Genomic DNA, 21,006 nt, shown 5'->3' with positions numbered 1-21,006 from the left:
TCTTTATGTATGCGCTGCAGCCTGATCAGTGGTTAGAATTGATTTCCTTCAAGACTTTACCCGTAGCCCCGCTTGGCTGGGTAATGCCCAGCACATTCGACAGAGTTGGGGCAATATCATAAGGGGTTATTTCACGAGACACCTTTTGGGCGTCTACCTGGTAACCGGCAAAAATGACCGGTACATGGGTATCGTATCGCCAAGGTGAGCCGTGAGTTGAAGCAATGGTCAATCCGTCCATATCATTGATATAGGTACGTGGGGTAAATACCAGGTAAATATCACCGGAGCGCTGTGGGTGAAAGTTGTTTTTTACCAGTTGCATCAAGCGAGTATTGGGTAGGTTATTTTGCATGACGTCTGTACTTGTAACTGCTTGCTCTATTCCTTTGATCTTTGTTATTTCCTCAGCAACTACCCTCTGGACAGCTTCAAGAGAAGCGCCCTTGGCCTTAATAACCTCATGGTTGAGGTAAACATAAGGCTGTGAGTACAAGCGCACCGCGTTTTCATCCAGGCCAAACTCCTTGTTTAATCGGCTGACAAGCTGCTCGTTGATTAAGGTATCCTGGTTGAAGTACTTAGCTGTTTTGTAACCTAGCGCATTTACCGTCGGTGCAGCTTCCGGCACTCCATGATCGGCGGACAGGACGATTAAGGTATTATCCAGCCCGACTTGCTTTTCGACATCGGCCAGCAAGTTTGCAAGCGTGCGGTCTAGGCGGATTAAGTTATCCTCCGTTTCCAGGCTCGATGGCCCGTACATATGAATGACATAATCATTGGAGGAAAAGCTCACGGCGAGGTAGTCGGTAAAGTCACCTTGGCCAAGTTTCTCTTGCTCCATAAGGGCTGCGGCAAAATCAGCAGTAAGCTCATCACCTGCCGGGCTTAAGGTCAGCATGGTGCTGTAATACTGGAAGCTCGAAGGGCCGTAAGGATGGGGGAAAGTACGTTTAAAGCCAGCAAGGTCAACCTTGTGCTCTTGAGGGCCTTCCTTAAGGGTGTACTTATCCCTTTCAAGGCTGAGCTCCCATGTTTGCTTGCTATAGCGGGCAGGATAGCCTTCGGCATTCCAAGCTGTCACCCATTCAGGGTATTTATCAAAATAATAATTACTGGTGACAAACTCGGATTGAGCCTTAGAGAACCAGAAGGCTTTGCCTGAGTGGCCTGCCAGCGATATGGCACCGCGGTCTTTAACGGAGACCGAGAAGATTTTCGATTCACCGTTGCTGGCAACCGCCAGCTCATCGCTGAAGGTAGTTGATAGGATAGGGACAGGTGATCGGCCATCAAGTTTCGCGGTTTTTTGAGTGGGGTCGATCTCTGTGGATTGGTTAACCCCTGCACCCTGTGTCAACATGGTGTAGTCGCCGTCTTCAACGTTGTAAACCAAACGCTCTTTTTGGCGATCGTACCAAACGTTACCCACCATGCCGTGTACACTAGGCGGTGCTCCGGTAGCCAGTGACACATGGCCAACAATGGTTTCAGTGTTGCCATGCTGGTAATGAGCATTGGTGTAATAGGTGCCTTCATCCATGAGATAACGAAAGCCCTTATCGCCAAAGTTGTGTTTATAGCGATCCAGCAAATCACCGCGTAGGCCATCGACAGTGATCTGAAGTACCAGTTTTGGCGCTGGCGGAGGTGCTGCGACGGCATTTACGCTGATTAAACTTAAGCTAAGACATAACAGGCGAGGTACTGTTGCTATCTTCATTGATAGAAGCTCCATTCCGGTGAAATCGAACACTTGAAGTGTAGAAGAGAAAACAATGTACCTGACATCCAGGGCCATTAATTTAGGGGGCTATTTGGTGTCGCGCACTAGCCGCAACCCCATGTCGGCCATAATGATGTTTTGGCTGGCAAAATCACGCCGGTAACTTTCAGACAGGGTTTCGTCATAGGCAAAGCTGCCACCGCGAACAGACTTGTGCGCAAGACCTATTTTGGAGTCTTGTGCATTATTCGGGTTATCGGTTGGGCCGTAGCGATAGAAGCCTTCGTCGTAGGCATCGATGACAAACTCCCCAACGTTACCTGTCATATCATAGAGGCCAAGTTCGTTAGGTTTTTTCTGGCCGACCGGGTGGGCGCGGTTGCTGGCATTTTCGGAATACCAAGCAACGTCATCAATATTGTCAGAGCCGCTGTAAATAAAACCTTGACTCTTGTTTCCACCTTTTGCGGCGTACTCCCATTCGGCTTCAGTTGGCAGGCGGTAGTTGGCTCCGGTCAGGCTATTTAGCTGTTCGATAAAGTAATTGGCTTGCTGCCAGCTTAGATTGTTGACCGGCACGTCGGGATCGCTGAAATAACTCATCGAAGAGCCCATTACACTTTCAAATAACGACTGCGTGACTTCGAACTTTGAGATGTAGAAGCTATCGACCGAAACGGTTCTTGCCGGCGTTTCGGCCCTGCTAGCTTCTGGTAAGTTCGACCCCATTTTGAATGTCCCGCCCTCGACCAACACCATGTCCGCTTCTATTTGCTGCATCACAGGGTGGGGCGGAGAGGCAAACAGTTCATTGTTGACCCAAGACGTAGCAGCTATCAAGATGAGTCCGGATAGGGTGAAACATGCAACTCGCTTAAATGTTGCTGATGGCATAAGAGGCCTCCGTGAATCAACAAGCAGATCATTGAATTTAGAGGTCTATTGTAAGCAAAATAGTCATGCCAATAGGTTATAAGCGGTATAACAAGCGTCTGTGTGTGGCACGTTTTATGATTAGCTTACTGAATTGTTCATAAGTAGGTGGAATATGCTGATTACTCAGGGCCCGCAATACAACGGCAAGGCATCGAAGCGATTGCACGTGATGGCAAAACCCATTGGTGCCGCGTGCAATATTGATTGCACCTATTGCTATTACCTGAGTAAGCAGGACTTACTTGAATATAAGAAGGGGTGCTCACCGCAAATGGATGAGGACACCTTGGAAACCTACATACGGCAATACATAGAAGGCCAGAATACACCTGAGATCATTTTCTCATGGCAGGGCGGTGAGCCGACGATGCTCGGTGTCGACTATTTTCGAAAGATTGTCGAGTTGCAAAAAAAATATCAGCCACAAGGCATCGTTATCTCCAATGATCTGCAAACCAATGGCACCTTACTCAATGATGAGTGGTGTGAGTTTCTGGCACAGAACAATTTTTTGGTAGGGCTGAGTATTGATGGCCCAGAAATGCTTCATAATGCCTACCGTACTAACCGGGCTGGACGCGGAACCTTCAAGCAGGTAATGGCGGCGGTAGAGCTGCTTCATAAGCACAGGGTGAAATTTGCCACGCTGACCTGTATTAACAATCTGACCAGCAAGAATCCGCTTGAGGTGTATCGTTTTTTGCGAGACGAAGTACGTTCACCCCAGATCCAATTTATCCCTATTGTTGAACAGAAGACGTTCCGAACCACTGCGCCCCAGAAATGGAAACCGCAAGAGCAGCTTCGCCAGGGAGATAAAAGATTACATCCATGGCACAAAAACGCTGTCGTGGAGCCATGGTGTGTATCGGCCGAAGGGTGGGGTGATTTTCTTATCGCTGTGTTTGACGAATGGGTGCAGCACGACATTGGCAACGTCTTTGTGCAGTATTTTGAAGCCAGTGTTGAAACCTGGATGGGGCGGAAAAATCCACTTTGTACCCTGGGGGAGATCTGCGGTAAAGGGTTGGCGATGGAGCCAAACGGCGATGTCTTTACCTGTGACCATTATGTGTACCCTGATTACCGGGTCGGCAATATTCATCATCAGAAACTAGATGAGATGGCGTACTCCGAAGCGCAGCAGAAGTTTGGCTTTGCTAAATCACGCACCCTGACCAGTCAGTGCCAGCAGTGTGACTATCAGTTTGCGTGTTATGGCGAATGTCCAAAAAACCGGTTTATCCGTACCAAAGACGGAGAGCCGGGGCTGAACTATCTGTGTGCAGGTTGGAAAAAGTTTTTCTCGCATGCGGACAAGGCGCTGGCCTTGGTGTTGCGTGCAACGGGTAACCCTGTTGCCCACGGTAAATTTTCGGATGCTGTGATGAAAAACGCCATGCCTAAAACGGCGTTACGTCAGCTGTTTTTTCCAACCCGATTCTAGTGTGAGGTAAAGACGATGAAAAACACAGTGATTGCTATGCTTTTGGGGACGTCATTAGCCTTGCCGTCGTTTACCGGAGCAGCAGCCTTGCAGAGCACTCCTCAATTGAGTCGTGATACTGGCATGGCTAACCAGTTATCTAGCCAACAACAGCAAGCAACACAGATTCAACAGTGGGTGATGATCGCGCAAGATCATCGTCAAGATGATGGACAGCGAGCCGATGCATTGAGGCAGTTGGCCCGATTCCCTAACCAAAACAGCCTGGTTGCAGTAGCGCGAGGCCTCCAAGATGCAAACCCACGGGTGCGCGAAGCTGCGGTAATTGGGGCTGAGCCGTATCAGTTTGCTCACCGTTGGCGCATGCTTTCGCCATTGCTCCAAGATGTTGATCAGCAGGTACGCTTGACCGCGACCACCAACCTCATTCGCAGTTATGGGGAGATGAACGCTGAGCAGCAAGCGCTGATGGACCCAGCCGCCGCCGAGTTAATCAATTACCTCAGGCAGACACCCGATCAACCGACCCAGTTGCTATTGGCCGATATATATCGCTGGCATCAGCAATTTGATGAAGCGCATCAAATCTACTCTGCGCTGCAAAAAAGCGAACAGCAAACCGCGCAAATATGGCTGGGGTTGGCGGATAACTTCCGAGCCCAAGGGGATGACCAACGAGCTAATAAGGTTCTAAAAAAGGCGCAGCAAGTATTTCCGGACGAAGCGAACCTGTTCTATTCACAGGCATTGACCTTGGTGAGGCTTAATAAAAAGGCACAGGCGGCTGAGGCAATGAAGAAAGCAACGGAGCTTGCGCCGGAGAATAGTTACTTTTGGTACTTAAATGGTGTACTGCAAGAAGCAGTCAATGTCGATGAGGCAACAGCATCATTTGAAAAAGCCTATGAAATCTCAGGGGCGCCCGAGCAATTGTATGCCGTGTGTGATATTTACGTGCGGTATAACCATCTCAATGCTGATGCATGCCTGGACTCTCTGGGTGAAGTTGCCCCCGCTTTTGTTATAGACGAACTAAAATCTAAACGGGGCTAATAAGCCCTATTGACAATTAAAAATAATAAAGAGGGAGCAAATGCGACCATTAAAATCAGCACTGGCAGTGATGTCGGTATTGTCTTTACCTGTTCATGCGAGTGGTATTTTCCTTCAAGAAGCAGTTACAGCGAATGCGGGAACAGCGGGAGCGGGAGATGGTGTCTATACCGGATCGGCGGCGGCGATGTGGGTAAACCCTGCGACAATGAGCGGGATGGGGGAAAGTTTAACTACATTCAATCTGCTCGGTTTTGATCTCGAAATGAAATATCGCGACAGCGGTGATAATGGTGATGGCAAAGCGCACTCGGTACTGCCATCTGCTGGTGCATTTCATGCCCGTCAGCTAACAGATGATATTCATATCGGTATTGCCCTTGGTGCGGTTGGCGGTTCTAGCCTGTCTTATGGGACGGAGTGGGCGGGTGCGGCAGCGTTGGATGAAATTACCTTGACCGCAATGCAAATCAACCCGGCAATTAGCTATCAAATCAACCCGCAATGGTCGGTTGGGGCGGGCGTGCAGCTAAGTTGGGCCTCGCTAGAGCAGTCAACAAGCTTGCTCGATATTGATAAAGATACCGACTGGGCGTTCGGGGCTAATTTTGGTGTGATGTACCAGCATGATGAGCGCTTGGCAATCGGCGCGAGTTACCGAACTAAATTGGAACATGAATTTGGTACCCGCGTATCGGGGCCCTTAAATGGCCCAGTTATCAGCAGCCTGCGTACGGATATTACCGTGCCGGCCATTGCCGATATCAGTGCCAGTTATGCGGTTAACCCGAAGTTAGATCTACTGGCGTCGGTGCAGTGGCATCAGTGGAGTGAGTGGGATAATACGGTGATGGAGTTTGGCTTCGTCACAGACAGAACGAAAACAGTAACAATTGATCGCGATTGGGATGATGTGTGGAAATTTGCACTGGGGGCCGATTATCAGCTAAATAGCCAGTGGCGACTTAAAGCGGGCTTCTCCTACGAGACATCACCGCAAGATGAGCCAACCAAGCAGTGGGTAGATGTTCCGGTCGGCGAGCAATACCGTTATTCGATCGGTGCAGCGACCAAGTGGAACGATGTCACTATTGATATGTTCTACGAGTACGCTGACTTAGGTGACGTTGACATCGACCGACAGTTCCAAAACCCCGTGCTTAATGACATAACGGGTACGTTTGATGGCCGTATTCACTTTTTGGGGGTTAGCTTCACGTATTAAATGACGTGAATTAACGTATTAAAAAAGCCAAATCTTTATGATTTGGCTTTGTTTTTTTTTGCATTACGCGCTAATGCTTTGCTTCTGACACTTTTTAGGTGCTGTTGCACTAAAAACTTAACTCGTTGGGAATCGTTCATCACTTATCTAAAAGGTTGAAAATTTAAAAGGATTATATAAGTGATTATTGTGGAATTGATGATATCCGAAATTCCCATAAGAATAGTCTATTTAGTTAGTAGCCTTCGAAGGTTTCAATAATGGGCACTAGCAGTTTTGTAAGCCATTGAATCTTCTCAGATTGACGGCGAGAGGCTTTGGTAATGATTGCGACGGTAAGATCTAAGTCATGCTCAAAGCTTTGCTTTCTGTCTGGGGCATAGCGCAGAGTATAGTGCTGATCCATCAGTTGAGTAGTAAGAATATGGTTGTCAGTGTATATTTTCGGCTCAATGGCTGGGTCTATCATCTCATAGCGGTTAACAAACTCATTGACGCCTGAAATAACATATTTTATGTAATCTCCATTCTTGTTTCCTTCAAAATAAGCACAGCCTCTGAAAAGTGGTTTTTGATGTAGTGTTTGTGCTTTATTACTTAAGAGATGTATCCCGATGTCTACAACTTCTTGTTGTATCATTGTTTCGCTAAGTGCATTCCACTGGCGAATATCAATGACTGCATCACATTCTTTGCGAATGGCATCAATGATATCTTTACCAATGGTAATGAGGTAGGGTTCGACAATATGTAAAGTAATTTTATCGATAAATTTGGGGTTAAACTCCTCAGGCTCAAGGGCTTGGTTGACTTGCTCTAAAGCAGCACGAAGCTTCGGCTCAACACTTACTGCATAGGAAGTCGGGGTCAACCCTTCCGCACTTCGAACAAAAAGCGGGTCATCCAATTCTTCACGTAACTGAGCAAGCACTTTGGACACATAAGACTGAGAGCGCCCCAACTTTTGAGCGGCCCGGGTCGTAGAGCAAGTCTGCATTAGCGCAAGAAACACATGGAGCGTATTTAAATCATTCATAATCCAATAATATCTATTATTCCATAAATGAATTATCTACCAATATTTGGTGAAATGAAAGAAGATTGATGTACAGCTTGGTTGGAATAACGGTAATTCCAAATATAATTATGAGTAAGTTATAATCACGCCGTCATTCGCAAAAGAGAGACTGTCTTTTCTATCTCGAGATAGAGCTCTGAGTGACAGCAAATAAGAACCAATATGCTAGGGATTTGCCTTTATGTTTATGATGTAAAGGCTTTTTTTATTTATGTTTTACGGAAAATATGAAGCTAGAACAACATATAAAGAAACATAATGGAAAGTCAATCTTTCAGGTCATTATTGCTGTCATATCTATATCAGTGATTTTGTCACAAGTGACTGAGCTCTGGTTGGATGAGAGTATTATTATTGATAACGAAATTGAAAAAGAGCATGTAAAACAGTTACTTCTTTTGGCTATTCCGTTTGTTGGTATCGGTTTGCTTGTTGCTGGCCGATTTTTTGGAAAGGCTGCTATCTATCAGAAAATGGCGATCTTGGTCATTGTGAGTATTGTTGCTACCATACACACTTTATCCATATCCATGTTTTCAGATATTTCAATAATTAGTTTGATACTGATAACCTTGGTAGCAAAATTATTGATTTTTTCACCGGCTTTTTCATTGTTGGTTTATGCAAATTATGTTTTACAAGCTAATATAATGGTTGTTGTTTTTCATTCTGATATTGTTTTATATTCTAACTATTATTTTTCATTGTCTGCAACGTACCTCTGGCTAAACTATTTATCTATCAATAATTATAAGTGCTTTGTTAATGACTATTTGTATGAACAGAAGAAAAAAACATTGATGGCAAGAGCAGTACTTTTAAATAGGGAAATAGAAGCTAAAAATATCATGCTCAATTACCATGCTTATATTGACGAGGTAACCGGCTTATACAACAGAAGGTATCTGCAAGAGAGAATGACCTTGCTAAACCAAGACCGCCAATCATGCCAGCTTGGTGTATTACTTATCGATATTGACCATTTCAAACAGGTTAATGATGTTTATGGCCATGCCATCGGGGATACCTACCTGAAGCAAGTATCTCAGGCCCTACGGACTGTCTTCAAACGGCAGACGGATGTGATTGCCCGCTATGGTGGTGAAGAAATCGTTGTGCTTTTGACAGGTCCGATGGAGTCGGGGCTGGACATCTTAGCCAGCCAAGCTTGTGAGGCTGTGAGACAATTAGGTTTGCAGCATCCTCGCCAAGCGACATTGAGTATCAGTACAGGGGGTGTATACATAGAGGTACCCACCGAGCCAGTTAAGGCTTATCTCGATATCGCAGATAACTGTATGTATAAAGTGAAGTCCCGTGGGCGGGATGGGTATTACATCGAGTCGATAACAAAGTGATTGGTTAATAAAAAGCCCTGAACAATCAGGGCGTTTTATTCTTATTAACGATAACGGCTACAAATCGATTTGCATCAGTAATGCCAAGGGAACTTGCTGAAGTCTTGGTCACGTTTTTCCAAGAATGCATCTCGGCCTTCCTGTGCTTCATCGGTGCCGTATGCCAGGCGGGTCGCTTCACCAGCGAATAGCTGTTGGCCGACCAAACCATCATCTGGTAGGTTGAAGCCGTATTTCAGCATGCGCATTGCGGTAGGCGACTTGCTGTTGATCTCTTTCGCCCAGCGTAGAGCTTCTTCTTCCAGCTCAAAGTGGTCAACGACTTTGTTCACCATGCCCATTTCATAAGCTTCTTGAGCGCTGTAGTTAAAACCACAGAAGAAGATTTCACGGGCGCGTTTCTGGCCGATCATTTTAGCCAGGTAGGCAGAGCCGTAGCCAGAATCGAATGAAGCAACATCTGGGTCAGTTTGCTTGAAAATAGCGTGCTCTTTCGACGCCAGGGTCAGATCACAAACCACATGCAGGCTATGGCCACCACCGACGGCCCAGCCCGGCACGACAGCAATAACCACTTTTGGCATAAAGCGGATCAGGCGCTGGACTTCAAGAATGTGCAGGCGACCCATGCGGGCTACATCAGCCTTGCCGGCTTCTTCGCCTTCGTATTTGTAACCGTCTTTGCCGCGGATGCGCTGATCACCGCCCGAAGAAAATGACCATTGGCCTTTTTCAGAAGGACCGTTACCGGTGATGAAGACACAGCCTACATCAGACCATTGGCGAGCATGGTCAAGTGCCGTGTATAGCTCGTCTACGGTTTTAGGTCGGAAGGCGTTTAGGCAGTCTGGACGGTTGAAAGCAACACGGACAGTACCTTGGTCTTTTGCACGGTGATAAGTGATATCTTCAAAATCGAACCCTGGAACTTCTTCCCAAAGTTCTGGATTAAAAATCTCTTTGCGAGTCATGATGACGATTGCCTCATTGGAAACGATGATGTAAGGCTAGGGAGTTACAGCCAAATGTCAATGGTTTATGAAAGATTGTGACTAGAAGGCGAGGGTTTTGGGTGAGGTGGGGTATTTATCCAGCAACTGTGTGTGGATTTGCTTCTTACTGGCCCGCTAGCCACCAACAATACGGGTACGGTTGGTGGCTTAGCCAATTATTTAAAGCGACAAGAATTATAACTTAACGAGCATCTTGCCTTTGTTTTTGCCTTCGAACAGACCGATGAAAGCACGCGGTGCCTGTTCGATACCCTCGAACACGGTCTCTTCCCATTTGACTTTACCTTCGGCGATCCACTGGCCCATTTGGTTGGCATACTCGCCGTAGTGCGCCCAGTGATCAAACACGATGAAGCCCTGCATCTTGAGCTTCTTGATGATCAGCATTGACAGATTACTCGGTCCGGGCTGTGGCTCGGTAGCATTGTATTGGGAAATCAGACCACACACAGCAATGCGGCCATAATCGTTCATATTGTTAAGGGCTGCTTCTAGGTGCTCGCCACCGACATTCTCAAAGTAAACATCAATCCCCTGAGGAGCGGCTTCAGCGAGGGCTTCAGTCAGGTTGGTTGCCTCTTTGTAGTTGATGACCGCATCGACGCCCAGTGAACGCAGATACTCGGCTTTCTCCTGTGAACCAACAGAGCCAATCACGGTACAGCCATGCATTTTGGCAATTTGGCAGGCGATGCTGCCCACAGCCCCCGATGCTGCAGAGATAAATACGGTGTCAGACGGCTGCAAGTCGGCAATACGGAACAACCCGGTCCAGGCCGTCATACCCGGCATCCCCATGATGCCGAGAAAGCTCTGATCTGGCAGGGTGGTTTCAGGCAACCGGGTCAAGCCAGTGCCGTCGCCGATGTAATGGGTACGCCAGCCCAGCATGCTGCTAACCTTGCTGCCAACGGGAAAATCCGGGTGGTTAGACTGGATAACCTCACCAATCGCTCCGCCTTCTAGAGCTTCGCCGATCTGGAAAGGCGGCACGTAGCTTTTGCGGTCGATCATGCGGCCTCGCATGTAAGGGTCGACCGACATCCAAGTGTTTTTTACCAGGATCTCACCCTCTTTAAGCTCAGGAAGGGGAATGGTTTGTAGGGTAAAGTTGTCTGCTGTCGGTGTGCCTGCTGGACGGGAGGCAAGGTGGATCTGCTGGCTGTTCATTTTCAATCCTTATCAGTTCGTTTTGATACTGTTTACTGCCGGAATATGATTACTGTCGAAATACTTATTGCGATAAATGTTAGCGCGCAAACTATTTGCCTAATAACTTAATGGTAGATTTCTGAACTTGCAATAGGTTTGCGAAAAAATAATTTGCGCGCAATGTATTTTGTTCTTCGTTGATTCTGCTATTATCGCAACTGAAATGATAAATGCAGATGAATAGACTCGGATTTTAGTATGGCCCAGAAGCTTTCTGACAATGTGTGTTTTGCCTTGTATACCGCGTCGAATGCGCTGGTAAGGGCCTATCGTCCTTTGCTTGACGAATTTGATTTGACCTACCCGCAGTACATTGTGATGCAGTCGCTTTGGTATAGCGATGGGGTTAGCCTAAAAGAAGTCTCCAACAGTACGCAATTGGACTCGGGGACACTCACGCCCATTGTTAAGCGCCTAGAGGCGAAAGCCTTGTTGACTCGAAAGGTGTCTGCCCAAGATGAGAGAAAGAAAGTCATTTCTCTTACCGATAAGGGATTACTGTTGCGTGATAAGGCGAAAGATCTGAAATCGCAATTGGAAGCGAAATCAAGCATGCAGCCAGAAGATGTTGAGATGCTGCGAAAACTCTGCCTGGAGTTGGCAGACAAGCTTAGCTAGTTCGCTGTGAACTGCCAGGGCAGGGCTTGCCGCAACCACAAGCTACTTGTCACTAAGTTAGCCATGACATCCCTGCCAAAACTTGCCACAATAGCGGTTATGTTGTTGATGCAAAACCGCTGCTATGTCTATCTCTCTACCTATCGATTCGCTTAAAGCGGATTTTCTTGAGCGCCTCAGCCTGTCACACCTTGTCGTTTCTGCCGAAACTGGTTCGGGTAAATCAACCCGGTTACCTGTTTGGGCCGCAGAGCGAGGTCGGGTCTTGGTGGTTGAACCTCGGCGGGTTGCTTGCCGCTCGCTGGCTGAGTTTGTTGCCAGTGAAAGGCGTGAGGACGTCGGCCAGACGGTCGGATATGCCATCCGATTCGAGAATATGTTCTCTGATGATACGCAAGTCGTTTTTGTCACTCCCGGTGTGGCGCTGCGTTGGCTAAGTGAAGACGGTCTGGCCAGTTTTGCCACGGTTATCATTGATGAATTTCACGAGAGACGATGGGATACCGACTTGCTGCTAGCTATGCTCAGGCAGAAAGATAGCCACAGATTGGTCGTGACATCGGCTACATTAGACAGTGAACGGTTGGCGACGTACCTGCAGGGGGAGTGCCTAGGGGCGAAGGGACGCACTTTCAACGTTGCTGTAGAGCATATTGCCTCTGACAGCCGCAATATGCCGGATATCCGCCATATTGAAAACAAGGTCAGAGAGGCAATCGTCACTCGCTATGAAGCGCATCAGGATATTTTGGTGTTCTTGCCGGGGCGCAAAGAGATAGCGCAATGCCTGTCATCGTTGAAACAGGCGTTTCGAGATCAAATCGACTTGGGGACACTTGATATCATTCCGCTGCATGCGTCAGTCAGCGACAATGAGCGACATCGCGCCTTGACTTCAAGTGATAAGCAGCGAATTATTCTGGCGACCAATGTGGCGGAAACCTCTCTGACGATCCCCGGCGTGACCTTAATCATTGATACAGGTCTCGAGCGCAGGACTCACCAACGGAACGGGCGCACCGTGCTAGGCCTGCATGCCATTTCCAAGGCCAGCGCAGAGCAGCGCAAAGGGCGAGCAGGGCGTGTGACTGACGGTACCTGTGTCAGGTTATTTGGCAAGGCGGCACCGCTGGAGTTGATCACGCCGCCCGAAATGCACCGTGAAGAGCTGGTTGAGCCCATGCTGGCCGCAGCCTGCTGTGGTTACCCGCTCGATAAGCTCTCCTTTGTTGATGCCGTTCCGGAAAAGTCGTTGCTGCTTGCCAGAGAAAAGCTTCTCCAGATGCAGGCCATTGACGATGGCGGGCTGGCGACTGAGCACGGCCAAATCTTGTATCCGTTACCCATTGATACCCTGTTTGCCCACCTGATCACCGCCATGCCCGATAGATCTAGCCGCGAATCCATGGTGGACTTGGCTGCGTCGCTAAGTGTCTACCAGCGGATTTGGCAAATGCCGTCCGGTGAAGAAGCTCGTGAAAAATTGGCCCAATGGGAACCTAAGCACTGCGATGCGATGGCACTTATCAAGCTGTTGCGCGGAAGTGAGCCGGAGTGGTTATCCTTTGATAAGGATGTCTTGGCGGAAGCGAGAATGCTATCAGAGCAAATGCGTGAAGCACTGGAGTTACCAGCCCTCGAGGTGGCCACATCCGTAAAAAGGGATGCATGGCTGATGGCGGTGATGAAGGCCGCACCTGAGTTGGTATTTGTCCGGCGCCAGAAAAGACGCCAGGCATTGGGCAATGGCTACAGCGAGGTGAACACTGGCCGTGATAGCCGCTTTCCTGACAACGCTGAAGCAGCGATTGTGTTTGATCAGTTTGCGCTGCCCGGTAAGGGGGTGAAGCAGAATTTGGTATTGGCCACCTGCATGGCGCCGATTGCTTTGGAACTCATGAACCAGCAGGGGATGGGGGAAGATGTTTTTGGCGAAACACGTGTGACGGATGAGGGGTGTTTGGTCGAAAAGCAACGGGTTTATGCCGGACGGGTGATCCAGACTGATTGGGTTGCCCCGGAAGGTGCTTCTGCCCATGATACCTTTGTCGAGATGATCCTTGATGGTTCAATCTTGCCTGGCTTGGGCGAGAAAATTTCAGTGGATATTCATCAATGGAACCTGTATTTGGCTCTGGGCAAATATCAAGCCGATGTTTGTAACCGTTTACCAGAGCCGGTTGCAGTGCAGAAGTGGCTTGGCGAGCAGATAGCAGCGCTGGGGGTTGAATCAGCCGACGACTTCGAGCTGTTTACCTGTGATGACTTTGTCTTTGATGGGATCCCGGAATGGGAGAGAGCCGATTTTGATCAGGCTTATCCCTACCAAGTGATATTGACTGATCTCACTATGCGAATTGAATACCATATCGGCCGTAAGCTGGTTTTGGCGGTTCATGAAAGCGGAAACCGTAAAGCTGATCCGAAACGTTGGGAGCTGCCGAATTGGCAGGGGTGGAAAGTACAGTACCGCAAAGCCAGTCGTACGGTAGATGTACGCTAGAGCGGTTGTTTAATGAAACCACAAGCTCCGATGATGTTGCTCTGAGTGCCATATGAGAAATTCAGTAAGTTGAATGGATTTGATCAGAACTGAATTTCTCTAATTCATATTATCTATTCATGAACTTACGTAGATTACACCCATCGCATTAAGGAATGCCTTTATTACTATTTGCATAGGTGTAAAAAATGAAGATACGTAGCATTGTTCTGTCACTGTTAGCATCAAGTGTTCTGGCCTCGGGCGTGATGGCAAATGAGGATAAGAATAATTTATCTCTTTCGACTAACCCAGTGCCACTTTCGACAGCAGTGAGTTCAGAGTTCTACGAATTTTCTAAGACTATTCCGGCGCCAGATTTGACTGCGCTGGAGAAGAATATTCCAGCAACCAATGCTGAGTGGCGCAAAATGATTGAGGCTCGAGACCAGGTTGCAATTGAAAGAGCGGCTAAACTCGCGAATGATTTGGAAGTGAAGATCGAAAAAGGCACGGTCGCTGGAGTTGGTGTCTACTGGATCACCCCTAAAACAGTTGCCCCAGAGTTGGAAGATAAGCTATTTGTTGCCGTCCAGGGCGGGGCATATATGCTGAACAGTGGTCTGGCATCAGCAACGGAAGCAATGCTCATTGCTACCCAGACACAAATTCCTGCGCTGGCAATTGATTACAGAAAAGCGCCTGAATTCCCAGCCCCGGCTGCTCGCAACGACATCATCAATGTCTGGAAGGAGCTGCTAAAAACACGTAATGCTGACACTATGGTCATGGGAGGTACATCTGCGGGTGGTTCATTAAGCGTACTTGCTACGCAGGAGATGAACTCGCAGCGTATAGCCACACCGTCTGCGCTGTATGTGGGGACGCCAGGTGTCGATATGACCATGACAGGTGATAGCCGATTCATTAATGAAGGCCTCGATCATATTCTCGGCAGTTGGCGCGGAATGTCTTCGGCAATGGTCGATGCTTACGTGGGCGAGCTCGAACTGAATGATCCTGTTGTCTCACCAATTTATGGCAGTTTTGATAACTTTCCTGCGGTATATCTGATCACCGGGACACGAGACTTGTTGTTGAGTGACACGGTCCGACTTCACAGAGAGCTCAAGCGAGCAGGGGCTGATGCGGAGCTGAATGTTTATGAAGGGCAGTCACACGCGGATTATATTGTCGCATTGGGCACACCGGAGTCGAATGAGCATTATGGCGAATTGAGTGAGTTTATTCGCAATAGTTTGCTATGATGCTTGAACATTGACCAATAGCCAAAAAAGCCAGACTGATGTCTGGCTTTTTATTTTTCTCTTCTGAAGGGGAAGATTAATTTTCCATAAAGCTATTTTGCACCGCTATCTTCGCCCGGATAAACTCGGAGTGGTCGACATAGATCAGTTCGGCCACTTGGCGAATCACTGCTTCTTCCATCGGGTCCAACACATCATCGGCGTATGCGACTTGCCACATGGCTTCGATGAGTTCGAAGCGCTGTTCTGGCTCGAGCGAGCGTAGTTTGCTGGTAAAGTCGTACAGGGAAACCGACGATTTGCTCTGCATAAGCGCTTTTTCGATAAGCGCATCGGCGTTTTCTTCGCTGATATCGAGCAGGTTAACGAGTTGGTGGCGTTTGGCCTGCAGCTCTCTGGGATCGTCACTGTGATCGGCGTTAGAGACTTCGCACAGCAAACATGCCATTGAGAGGTGGAGGGTCGGGGTATCGACAGCGCCGCCACCCGTTCCTTCATTCATGACTTGGCGGAAAATAGTACGTAATTGTTTGAACATGCTGTGCCTCAAATTTCACTTTTATTAAGTATAAGACTCCTCCGAAGGGCTGGGAGTTCCTTGGTCACAGTTTAATTGGATGTTTAGTCAGCAACGATTAATAAAAAAGCTCAGGAGTGACGAGGGGAAATCTTAGGGCTTGGACTACATATAGCCTGATGCGCCGCAGGGGAAAAGAAAAGCAGCCTGGAGCTGGGCCCCAGGCTACAAATATCGAACCAACCGTGTTCTGGATTAGAAGCGGGCGTTGATAATTGGGAATACCGGGATGTCTTTGCTGATGAAAGTACCAGATTTGTCGTAGTTGATCAGACCAATCTGAACACCTTTTTCGATGCGGTCTGTGGCGTTGATGAAACCAAGCTGAAGACCGTTTAGGCTACCTGCGTAGTTCAGGGCACCGAACTGAAGACCAGTGAATTGGCTGCCAGTGTAGTTGGCAAAACCGATATCAGCACCTGCCGCTGTGTTGTCGTTCCAGTTCGCTAGACCGAATTTAACACCGGTAGAGTCGCCAGTAACGCGGTTGGCACCAAACAGGATACCGAAGCTCAAACCTTTGAAAGTCTGAGATTCCGCAAGGCCAAGCATAGGTAGCTGGAAACCTGTTACAGATGGAGTCTGCCCGTATAGAAGGGAAGCGCGGAAACCGTGAACATTACCGTCTGGTAGGTTGTTGCCCGGTACTGAAAGTTGAACAGGTTGGTTAGCAAAAGCAGGTGACGCCACCACTGCTGCTAGCGCAAGGCTAACTAGTGTTTTTTTCATTTTTTATACTCTATGTATGAAGTTGCGACAAAATAATACCTGAAGACATAAAAGTGCTGCAAACAATGGCTAAAAAAACTTACATGTTTTGGGGGGTATATTCTCTTTTGCCGCAAAACCACAGAGTTGTGGTAGAATTCGTGCAATTTTGTGAAATACCCAGCTGAATTATCAGGAATTCCATTGACTCAGTCGAATACTCCTCAGGCTAACGTTTTAAACAACGAGAAAACACTTAAAGCCGCGATTAAAGATTGCATGATGCGCGATCAGTTTCGTTTGCACAAACGCGTGCAAGGTGCGGCAAGAATCAAGAATGAACAAGCAAAGCATGCTGTGTTTGATGAAATCGCGCTAGATATCGCGAAATCGATGCAGACCGTTCAGATGCGTACCACCCAGCGTCCGACCATTTCTTACCCAGAACTTTTGCCGGTCAGCCAGAAAAAAGACGATATCGCAGAAGCAATCAAGAACAACCAGGTTGTGATTGTTGCTGGTGAAACCGGTTCGGGTAAGACCACCCAGCTGCCAAAAATATGTTTGGAGCTTGGCCTTGGTACCAAGGGCATGATAGGTCATACCCAGCCACGTCGATTGGCGGCACGTTCTGTGGCCAGCCGCATTGCCGAAGAGCTTGAGTGCGAACTGGGCTCGTATGTGGGCTATAAGGTTCGATTCAACGACAAGGTATCGGATCGCAGCCAGGTCAAGCTGATGACTGATGGTATCTTGCTGGCGGAAATCCAGAATGACCGCTTCTTGAACCAGTATGACACCATCATTATCGATGAGGCGCACGAACGTAGCCTGAATATCGATTTTATCATGGGCTACTTGCGCGAGTTGCTGCCAAAGCGACCTGATCTCAAGGTTATCATTACCTCGGCGACGATCGACCCAGAGCGATTCTCCAAACACTTCAATAATGCTCCGATCATCGAAGTGTCGGGTCGGACTTATCCGGTTGAGGTGCGTTACCGTCCGGTATCTGAAGACAGCGAGGACAGCGACCGCGACCAGCTTCAGGCCATTTTTGACGCGGTGGACGAACTGTGTGATGAAGGTCTGGGGGATATCCTGATCTTCATGAATGGTGAGCGTGAAATTCGCGACACCGCCGATGCGTTAGAGAAGCGAAAGCTGCGGGATACTGAAATCCTGCCGCTCTACGCCCGGTTGTCCGCAGGTGAGCAGAACCGTGTCTTCCAGTCTCATGCGGGGCGCCGTATTGTCCTGTCGACCAACGTTGCCGAAACCTCGTTGACAGTGCCGGGTATCAAGTATGTTATCGACCCGGGTACTGCGCGGATCAGTCGCTATAGTTACCGAACAAAGGTTCAGCGCCTTCCTATCGAGCGTATCTCGCAGGCGAGTGCCAACCAGCGTAAAGGTCGATGTGGTCGTGTCGCGGAAGGTATTTGTATTCGCCTGTACTCGGAAGAAGACTTCCTGTCTCGTCCAGAGTTTACCGATCCGGAGATCCTGCGTACCAACCTAGCATCGGTCATCCTGCAGATGACGGCGATTGGCCTTGGTGATATCCAAGCCTTCCCGTTTGTAGAAGCGCCGGATAACCGTAATATCCAAGACGGTATCCGCCTGCTCGAAGAGCTGGGAGCCATTAACACCAAGGCGAAAGATCCACGCAAGCGTCTGTCTGCGATTGGCCGGCAGCTAGCCCGTTTGCCAATTGACCCGCGCCTGGCCCGCATGGTGCTGGAAGCACCTAAGCATGGCTCACTGCGTGAAGTCATGATCATCGCGTGTGCATTGTCTATTCAAGACCCGCGTGAGCGTCCTTCTGACAAGCAGCAAGCATCGGATGAAAAACACCGTCGTTTCTACGATAAAGAATCGGACTTTGTGACGTTCGTAAACTTGTGGGACTACATTCAGGAGCAGCAAAAAGCGTTGTCTGGCAACCAGTTCCGCCGCCAGTGTAAGAAAGACTACCTGAACTACCTACGTGTCCGTGAGTGGCAGGATATCTACTATCAGGTGAGCCAGGTTGTTAAAGAGCTTGAGTTCCGCATCAACGAGCAGGAAGCGAGCTACCAAGGTATTCATACTGCGATTTTAGCCGGTATGCTTTCGCATATTGGTCTTAAAGATCAGGAAAAGAATGAGTACCAGGGGGCCCGCAACGCACGCTTTAACATCTTCCCTGGCTCCGGCATTTTCAAGAAACAGCCTAAGTGGGTCATGGTGGCCGAGCTGGTGGAAACATCACGCTTGTGGGGCCGTATCGCCGCTAAGATCCAGCCGGAATGGGTGGAGCCTTTAGCCGAGCACCTACTCAAGCGTAGTTACAGCGAGCCGCATTGGGAGAAGAAACAAGCCGCCGTCGCCGCGTTCGAGAAGGTGACGATTTACGGTATTCCGATTGTTGCCAAGCGCAAGGTCAACTATGGCAAGATTGACCCGGTTATTTCACGCGAGCTGTTTATCCGCTCTGCGCTGGTGGAAGGGGACTGGGACACCAAGCACAAATTCTACCAGCAGAACCGTAAACTGCTGCGTGAAGTTGAAGAGCTGGAGCATAAGTCTCGCCGTCGCGATATCCTGATTGATGACGATGAGCTGTTCAATTTCTATGATCAGCGCATTGACCACACAGTGGTATCAGGCCGTCACTTCGACACGTGGTGGAAGAAGGCGTCCCGTGAAAATGCCGAGCTGCTGAATTTTGAACGCGAAATGCTGTTCAAGGGGGATGCTAGCCATGTCACCGATTTGGATTATCCAAACTTCTGGCACCAGGGTAACTTGAAGCTCAAGCTGAGCTACCAGTTCGAACCGGGCGAAGATAGTGACGGTGTAACCGTGCATGTTCCTCTGCCTATCCTCAACCAGGTTGAGCCAGATGGTTTCGACTGGCAGATCCCAGGTTTGCGCCAAGAGTTGGTGGTTGCTCTGATTAAATCGCTGCCGAAGCCTGTTCGCCGCAACTTTGTCCCGGCGCCAAACTACGCGGATGCTTTCTTGGCCCGTGCAGAGGCGATGGCAATGCCGCTGCTTGACTCGCTGGAGAAAGAGCTCAAGCGTATTTCGGGTGTCACTGTGTTGCGAGAAGACTGGAACCTTGAACAGGTGCCGGATCACTTGAAGATCACTTATCGGGTGGTCGACCATCGCAACCGCAAGCTGCGCGAAAGTAAAGATCTCTACAGCCTGAAAGATGGCCTGAAAGAGAAGGTGCAAGAAACGCTGTCCAAAGTGGCGGATGATGATATCGAGCAGGAAGGCTTAAAGACATGGAGCTTCGGCGAACTGCCTGAGCGCTACCAGCAGAAGCGTGGTGGTTTCGAAGTGAAAGCTTATCCCGCGATTGTTGATAACAAAGATTCAGTCGGCATCAAGTTGTTTGAAACTGAAGAAGAGCAGCGTACCGCCATGCAACAGGGCCAGCGCCGCTTGGTATTGTTGAATGTGCCTTCACCGATCAAATACCTGCACGCCAACTTGCCGAATAAGTCGAAGTTGGGCCTGTACTTCAACCCTTATGGCCGGGTGATGGATTTGATCGATGACTGTATTGCCTGTGGTGTCGATAAGCTGATCGAAGAGAAGGGCGGTTTGGTATGGCAGCCTGAGGCTTTCGAAGCCCTCAAAGAGCACGTGCGTGCCGAGCTGGGTGATACTGTGGTTGATATTGCAAAACAGGTCGAAGAAATCCTGACAACAGCGTTCAATATCAACAAGAAGCTGAAAGGGCGTGTTGATTTGACAATGGCCTTCGCGCTATCGGATATCAAGGCACAGATCGAAGGCTTGATTTTTAAGGGTTTTGCCACTGAGTGCGGTTGGAAGAAGTTGCCAGATATTCTCCGTTACATGCGTGCGATCGAGCGCCGTATGGAGAAACTGCCAATCGATCCGAACAAAGACCGTATGCATATCATGAAGATCGAATCTGTGGTTTCGGATTACAAGGAGCTGCTGAATAAGATCCCTAAGGGCCAACCTGTGCCGGAAAAGGTGAAGGAGATCCGTTGGATGATTGAAGAGCTTCGCGTGAGTTACTTTGCCCAGCAGCTGGGTACGCCTTATCCGGTATCGGACAAACGAGTGCGTAATGCGATTAACGATTGTTGATTGAATACAATTAACGGCCGTTCTTAATTGAGAAAGCAACCCTATCATTGGGTTGCTTTTTTATATATATCAGACGGTTAACCATTCTCGTTTACGATTTTTTCTGATTAACATCAAATATTCTGTGAGCGAATATCTGCTGCTCTTGGTGATCGAAATACCACTTTATGGTTAGGTGTTTGG

Annotated in this window: 15 protein-coding genes; 8 read left to right on the top strand and 7 right to left on the bottom strand. The window is 48.5% G+C overall.

The genetic code is table 11. The features are described 5' to 3' along the window. Nucleotides 1-25: 25 nt before the first annotated feature. Nucleotides 26-1,726: an alkaline phosphatase family protein gene (locus C9J03_RS12585; RefSeq protein WP_044623423.1), complete on the bottom strand. Its 1,701-nt coding sequence runs from the start codon at nucleotides 1,724-1,726 to the stop codon at nucleotides 26-28. Between the two features lie 90 nt (nucleotides 1,727-1,816). Next, on the bottom strand, nucleotides 1,817-2,509 hold the full coding sequence (locus tag C9J03_RS12580; RefSeq protein ID WP_420813004.1) for a formylglycine-generating enzyme family protein: 693 nt from the start codon (nucleotides 2,507-2,509) through the stop codon (nucleotides 1,817-1,819). A 268-nt stretch (nucleotides 2,510-2,777) separates the two neighbouring features. On the opposite strand from C9J03_RS12580, the gene C9J03_RS12575 reads away from it, so the two are divergent. Genes C9J03_RS12575 through C9J03_RS12565 form a run of 3 tightly spaced genes read left to right on the top strand, consistent with a single transcriptional unit; the run spans nucleotide 2,778 to nucleotide 6,390 of the window. Beyond that, a complete protein-coding gene (locus C9J03_RS12575) occupies nucleotides 2,778-4,112 on the top strand; it encodes an anaerobic sulfatase maturase (protein ID WP_044623422.1) in 1,335 nt (444 codons plus the stop codon). A gap of 15 nt (nucleotides 4,113-4,127) precedes the next feature. Further along, nucleotides 4,128-5,165 (top strand): tetratricopeptide repeat protein, encoded by a 1,038-nt coding sequence (locus C9J03_RS12570; protein WP_044623421.1) that lies wholly within the window; start codon nucleotides 4,128-4,130, stop codon nucleotides 5,163-5,165. Between the two features lie 40 nt (nucleotides 5,166-5,205). Further along, complete coding sequence (locus C9J03_RS12565) at nucleotides 5,206-6,390, top strand: OmpP1/FadL family transporter (protein ID WP_044623420.1); 1,185 nt, start codon at nucleotides 5,206-5,208, stop codon at nucleotides 6,388-6,390. Nucleotides 6,391-6,625: 235 nt separating this feature from the next. Here C9J03_RS12565 and C9J03_RS12560 read toward each other — a convergent pair whose 3' ends face one another. Beyond that, entirely contained in the window at nucleotides 6,626-7,426 is an 801-nt protein-coding gene (locus C9J03_RS12560) for a LysR family transcriptional regulator (RefSeq protein ID WP_044623419.1), read from the bottom strand. Between the two features lie 269 nt (nucleotides 7,427-7,695). Between C9J03_RS12560 and C9J03_RS12555 the strand changes: the two genes are divergently transcribed. Continuing rightward, nucleotides 7,696-8,826, top strand: a complete 1,131-nt coding sequence (locus C9J03_RS12555) for a GGDEF domain-containing protein (RefSeq protein ID WP_044623418.1) — start codon at nucleotides 7,696-7,698, stop codon at nucleotides 8,824-8,826. 74 nt (nucleotides 8,827-8,900) lie between these two features. On the opposite strand, the gene C9J03_RS12550 is transcribed toward C9J03_RS12555, so the two are convergent. Together C9J03_RS12550 and C9J03_RS12545 are read right to left on the bottom strand one after the other, a co-directional pair. Continuing rightward, a complete protein-coding gene (locus C9J03_RS12550) occupies nucleotides 8,901-9,797 on the bottom strand; it encodes a 1,4-dihydroxy-2-naphthoyl-CoA synthase (protein WP_039464104.1) in 897 nt (298 codons plus the stop codon). Nucleotides 9,798-10,013: 216 nt separating this feature from the next. Further along, nucleotides 10,014-11,009 (bottom strand): NADP-dependent oxidoreductase, encoded by a 996-nt coding sequence (locus C9J03_RS12545; protein ID WP_044623417.1) that lies wholly within the window; start codon nucleotides 11,007-11,009, stop codon nucleotides 10,014-10,016. Between the two features lie 240 nt (nucleotides 11,010-11,249). On the opposite strand from C9J03_RS12545, the gene C9J03_RS12540 reads away from it, so the two are divergent. The 3 genes from C9J03_RS12540 (at nucleotide 11,250) to C9J03_RS12530 (ending at nucleotide 15,419) form a co-directional block, all read left to right on the top strand. Beyond that, nucleotides 11,250-11,669 (top strand): MarR family winged helix-turn-helix transcriptional regulator, encoded by a 420-nt coding sequence (locus C9J03_RS12540; RefSeq protein WP_044623416.1) that lies wholly within the window; start codon nucleotides 11,250-11,252, stop codon nucleotides 11,667-11,669. Nucleotides 11,670-11,793: 124 nt separating this feature from the next. Beyond that, the gene (locus C9J03_RS12535; RefSeq protein ID WP_044623415.1) at nucleotides 11,794-14,172 is read left to right on the top strand and encodes a helicase-related protein; all 2,379 of its coding nucleotides are present in this window, start codon (nucleotides 11,794-11,796) and stop codon (nucleotides 14,170-14,172) included. 188 nt (nucleotides 14,173-14,360) lie between these two features. Then, a complete protein-coding gene (locus C9J03_RS12530) occupies nucleotides 14,361-15,419 on the top strand; it encodes an alpha/beta hydrolase fold domain-containing protein (RefSeq protein WP_052829779.1) in 1,059 nt (352 codons plus the stop codon). Between the two features lie 76 nt (nucleotides 15,420-15,495). Here the strand turns inward: C9J03_RS12530 and C9J03_RS12525 are convergent, their stop codons facing one another. Beyond that, the gene (locus tag C9J03_RS12525) at nucleotides 15,496-15,957 is read right to left on the bottom strand and encodes a tellurite resistance TerB family protein (protein WP_044623414.1); all 462 of its coding nucleotides are present in this window, start codon (nucleotides 15,955-15,957) and stop codon (nucleotides 15,496-15,498) included. A 234-nt stretch (nucleotides 15,958-16,191) separates the two neighbouring features. After that, complete coding sequence (locus C9J03_RS12520; RefSeq protein WP_039464119.1) at nucleotides 16,192-16,725, bottom strand: LA_2272 family surface repeat-containing protein; 534 nt, start codon at nucleotides 16,723-16,725, stop codon at nucleotides 16,192-16,194. 183 nt (nucleotides 16,726-16,908) lie between these two features. Between C9J03_RS12520 and hrpA the strand changes: the two genes are divergently transcribed. After that, a complete protein-coding gene (gene hrpA / locus C9J03_RS12515) occupies nucleotides 16,909-20,823 on the top strand; it encodes an ATP-dependent RNA helicase HrpA (protein ID WP_082060621.1) in 3,915 nt (1,304 codons plus the stop codon). Nucleotides 20,824-21,006: the final 183 nt, after the last annotated feature.

This window comes from Photobacterium gaetbulicola (assembly GCF_003025515.1).
In the GTDB taxonomy this organism is placed as follows: Bacteria; Pseudomonadota; Gammaproteobacteria; order Enterobacterales; family Vibrionaceae; genus Photobacterium; species Photobacterium gaetbulicola.
The sequence above is the reverse complement of the archived record's forward strand: the minus strand, read 5'-3'. Positions and strand labels throughout refer to the sequence as shown.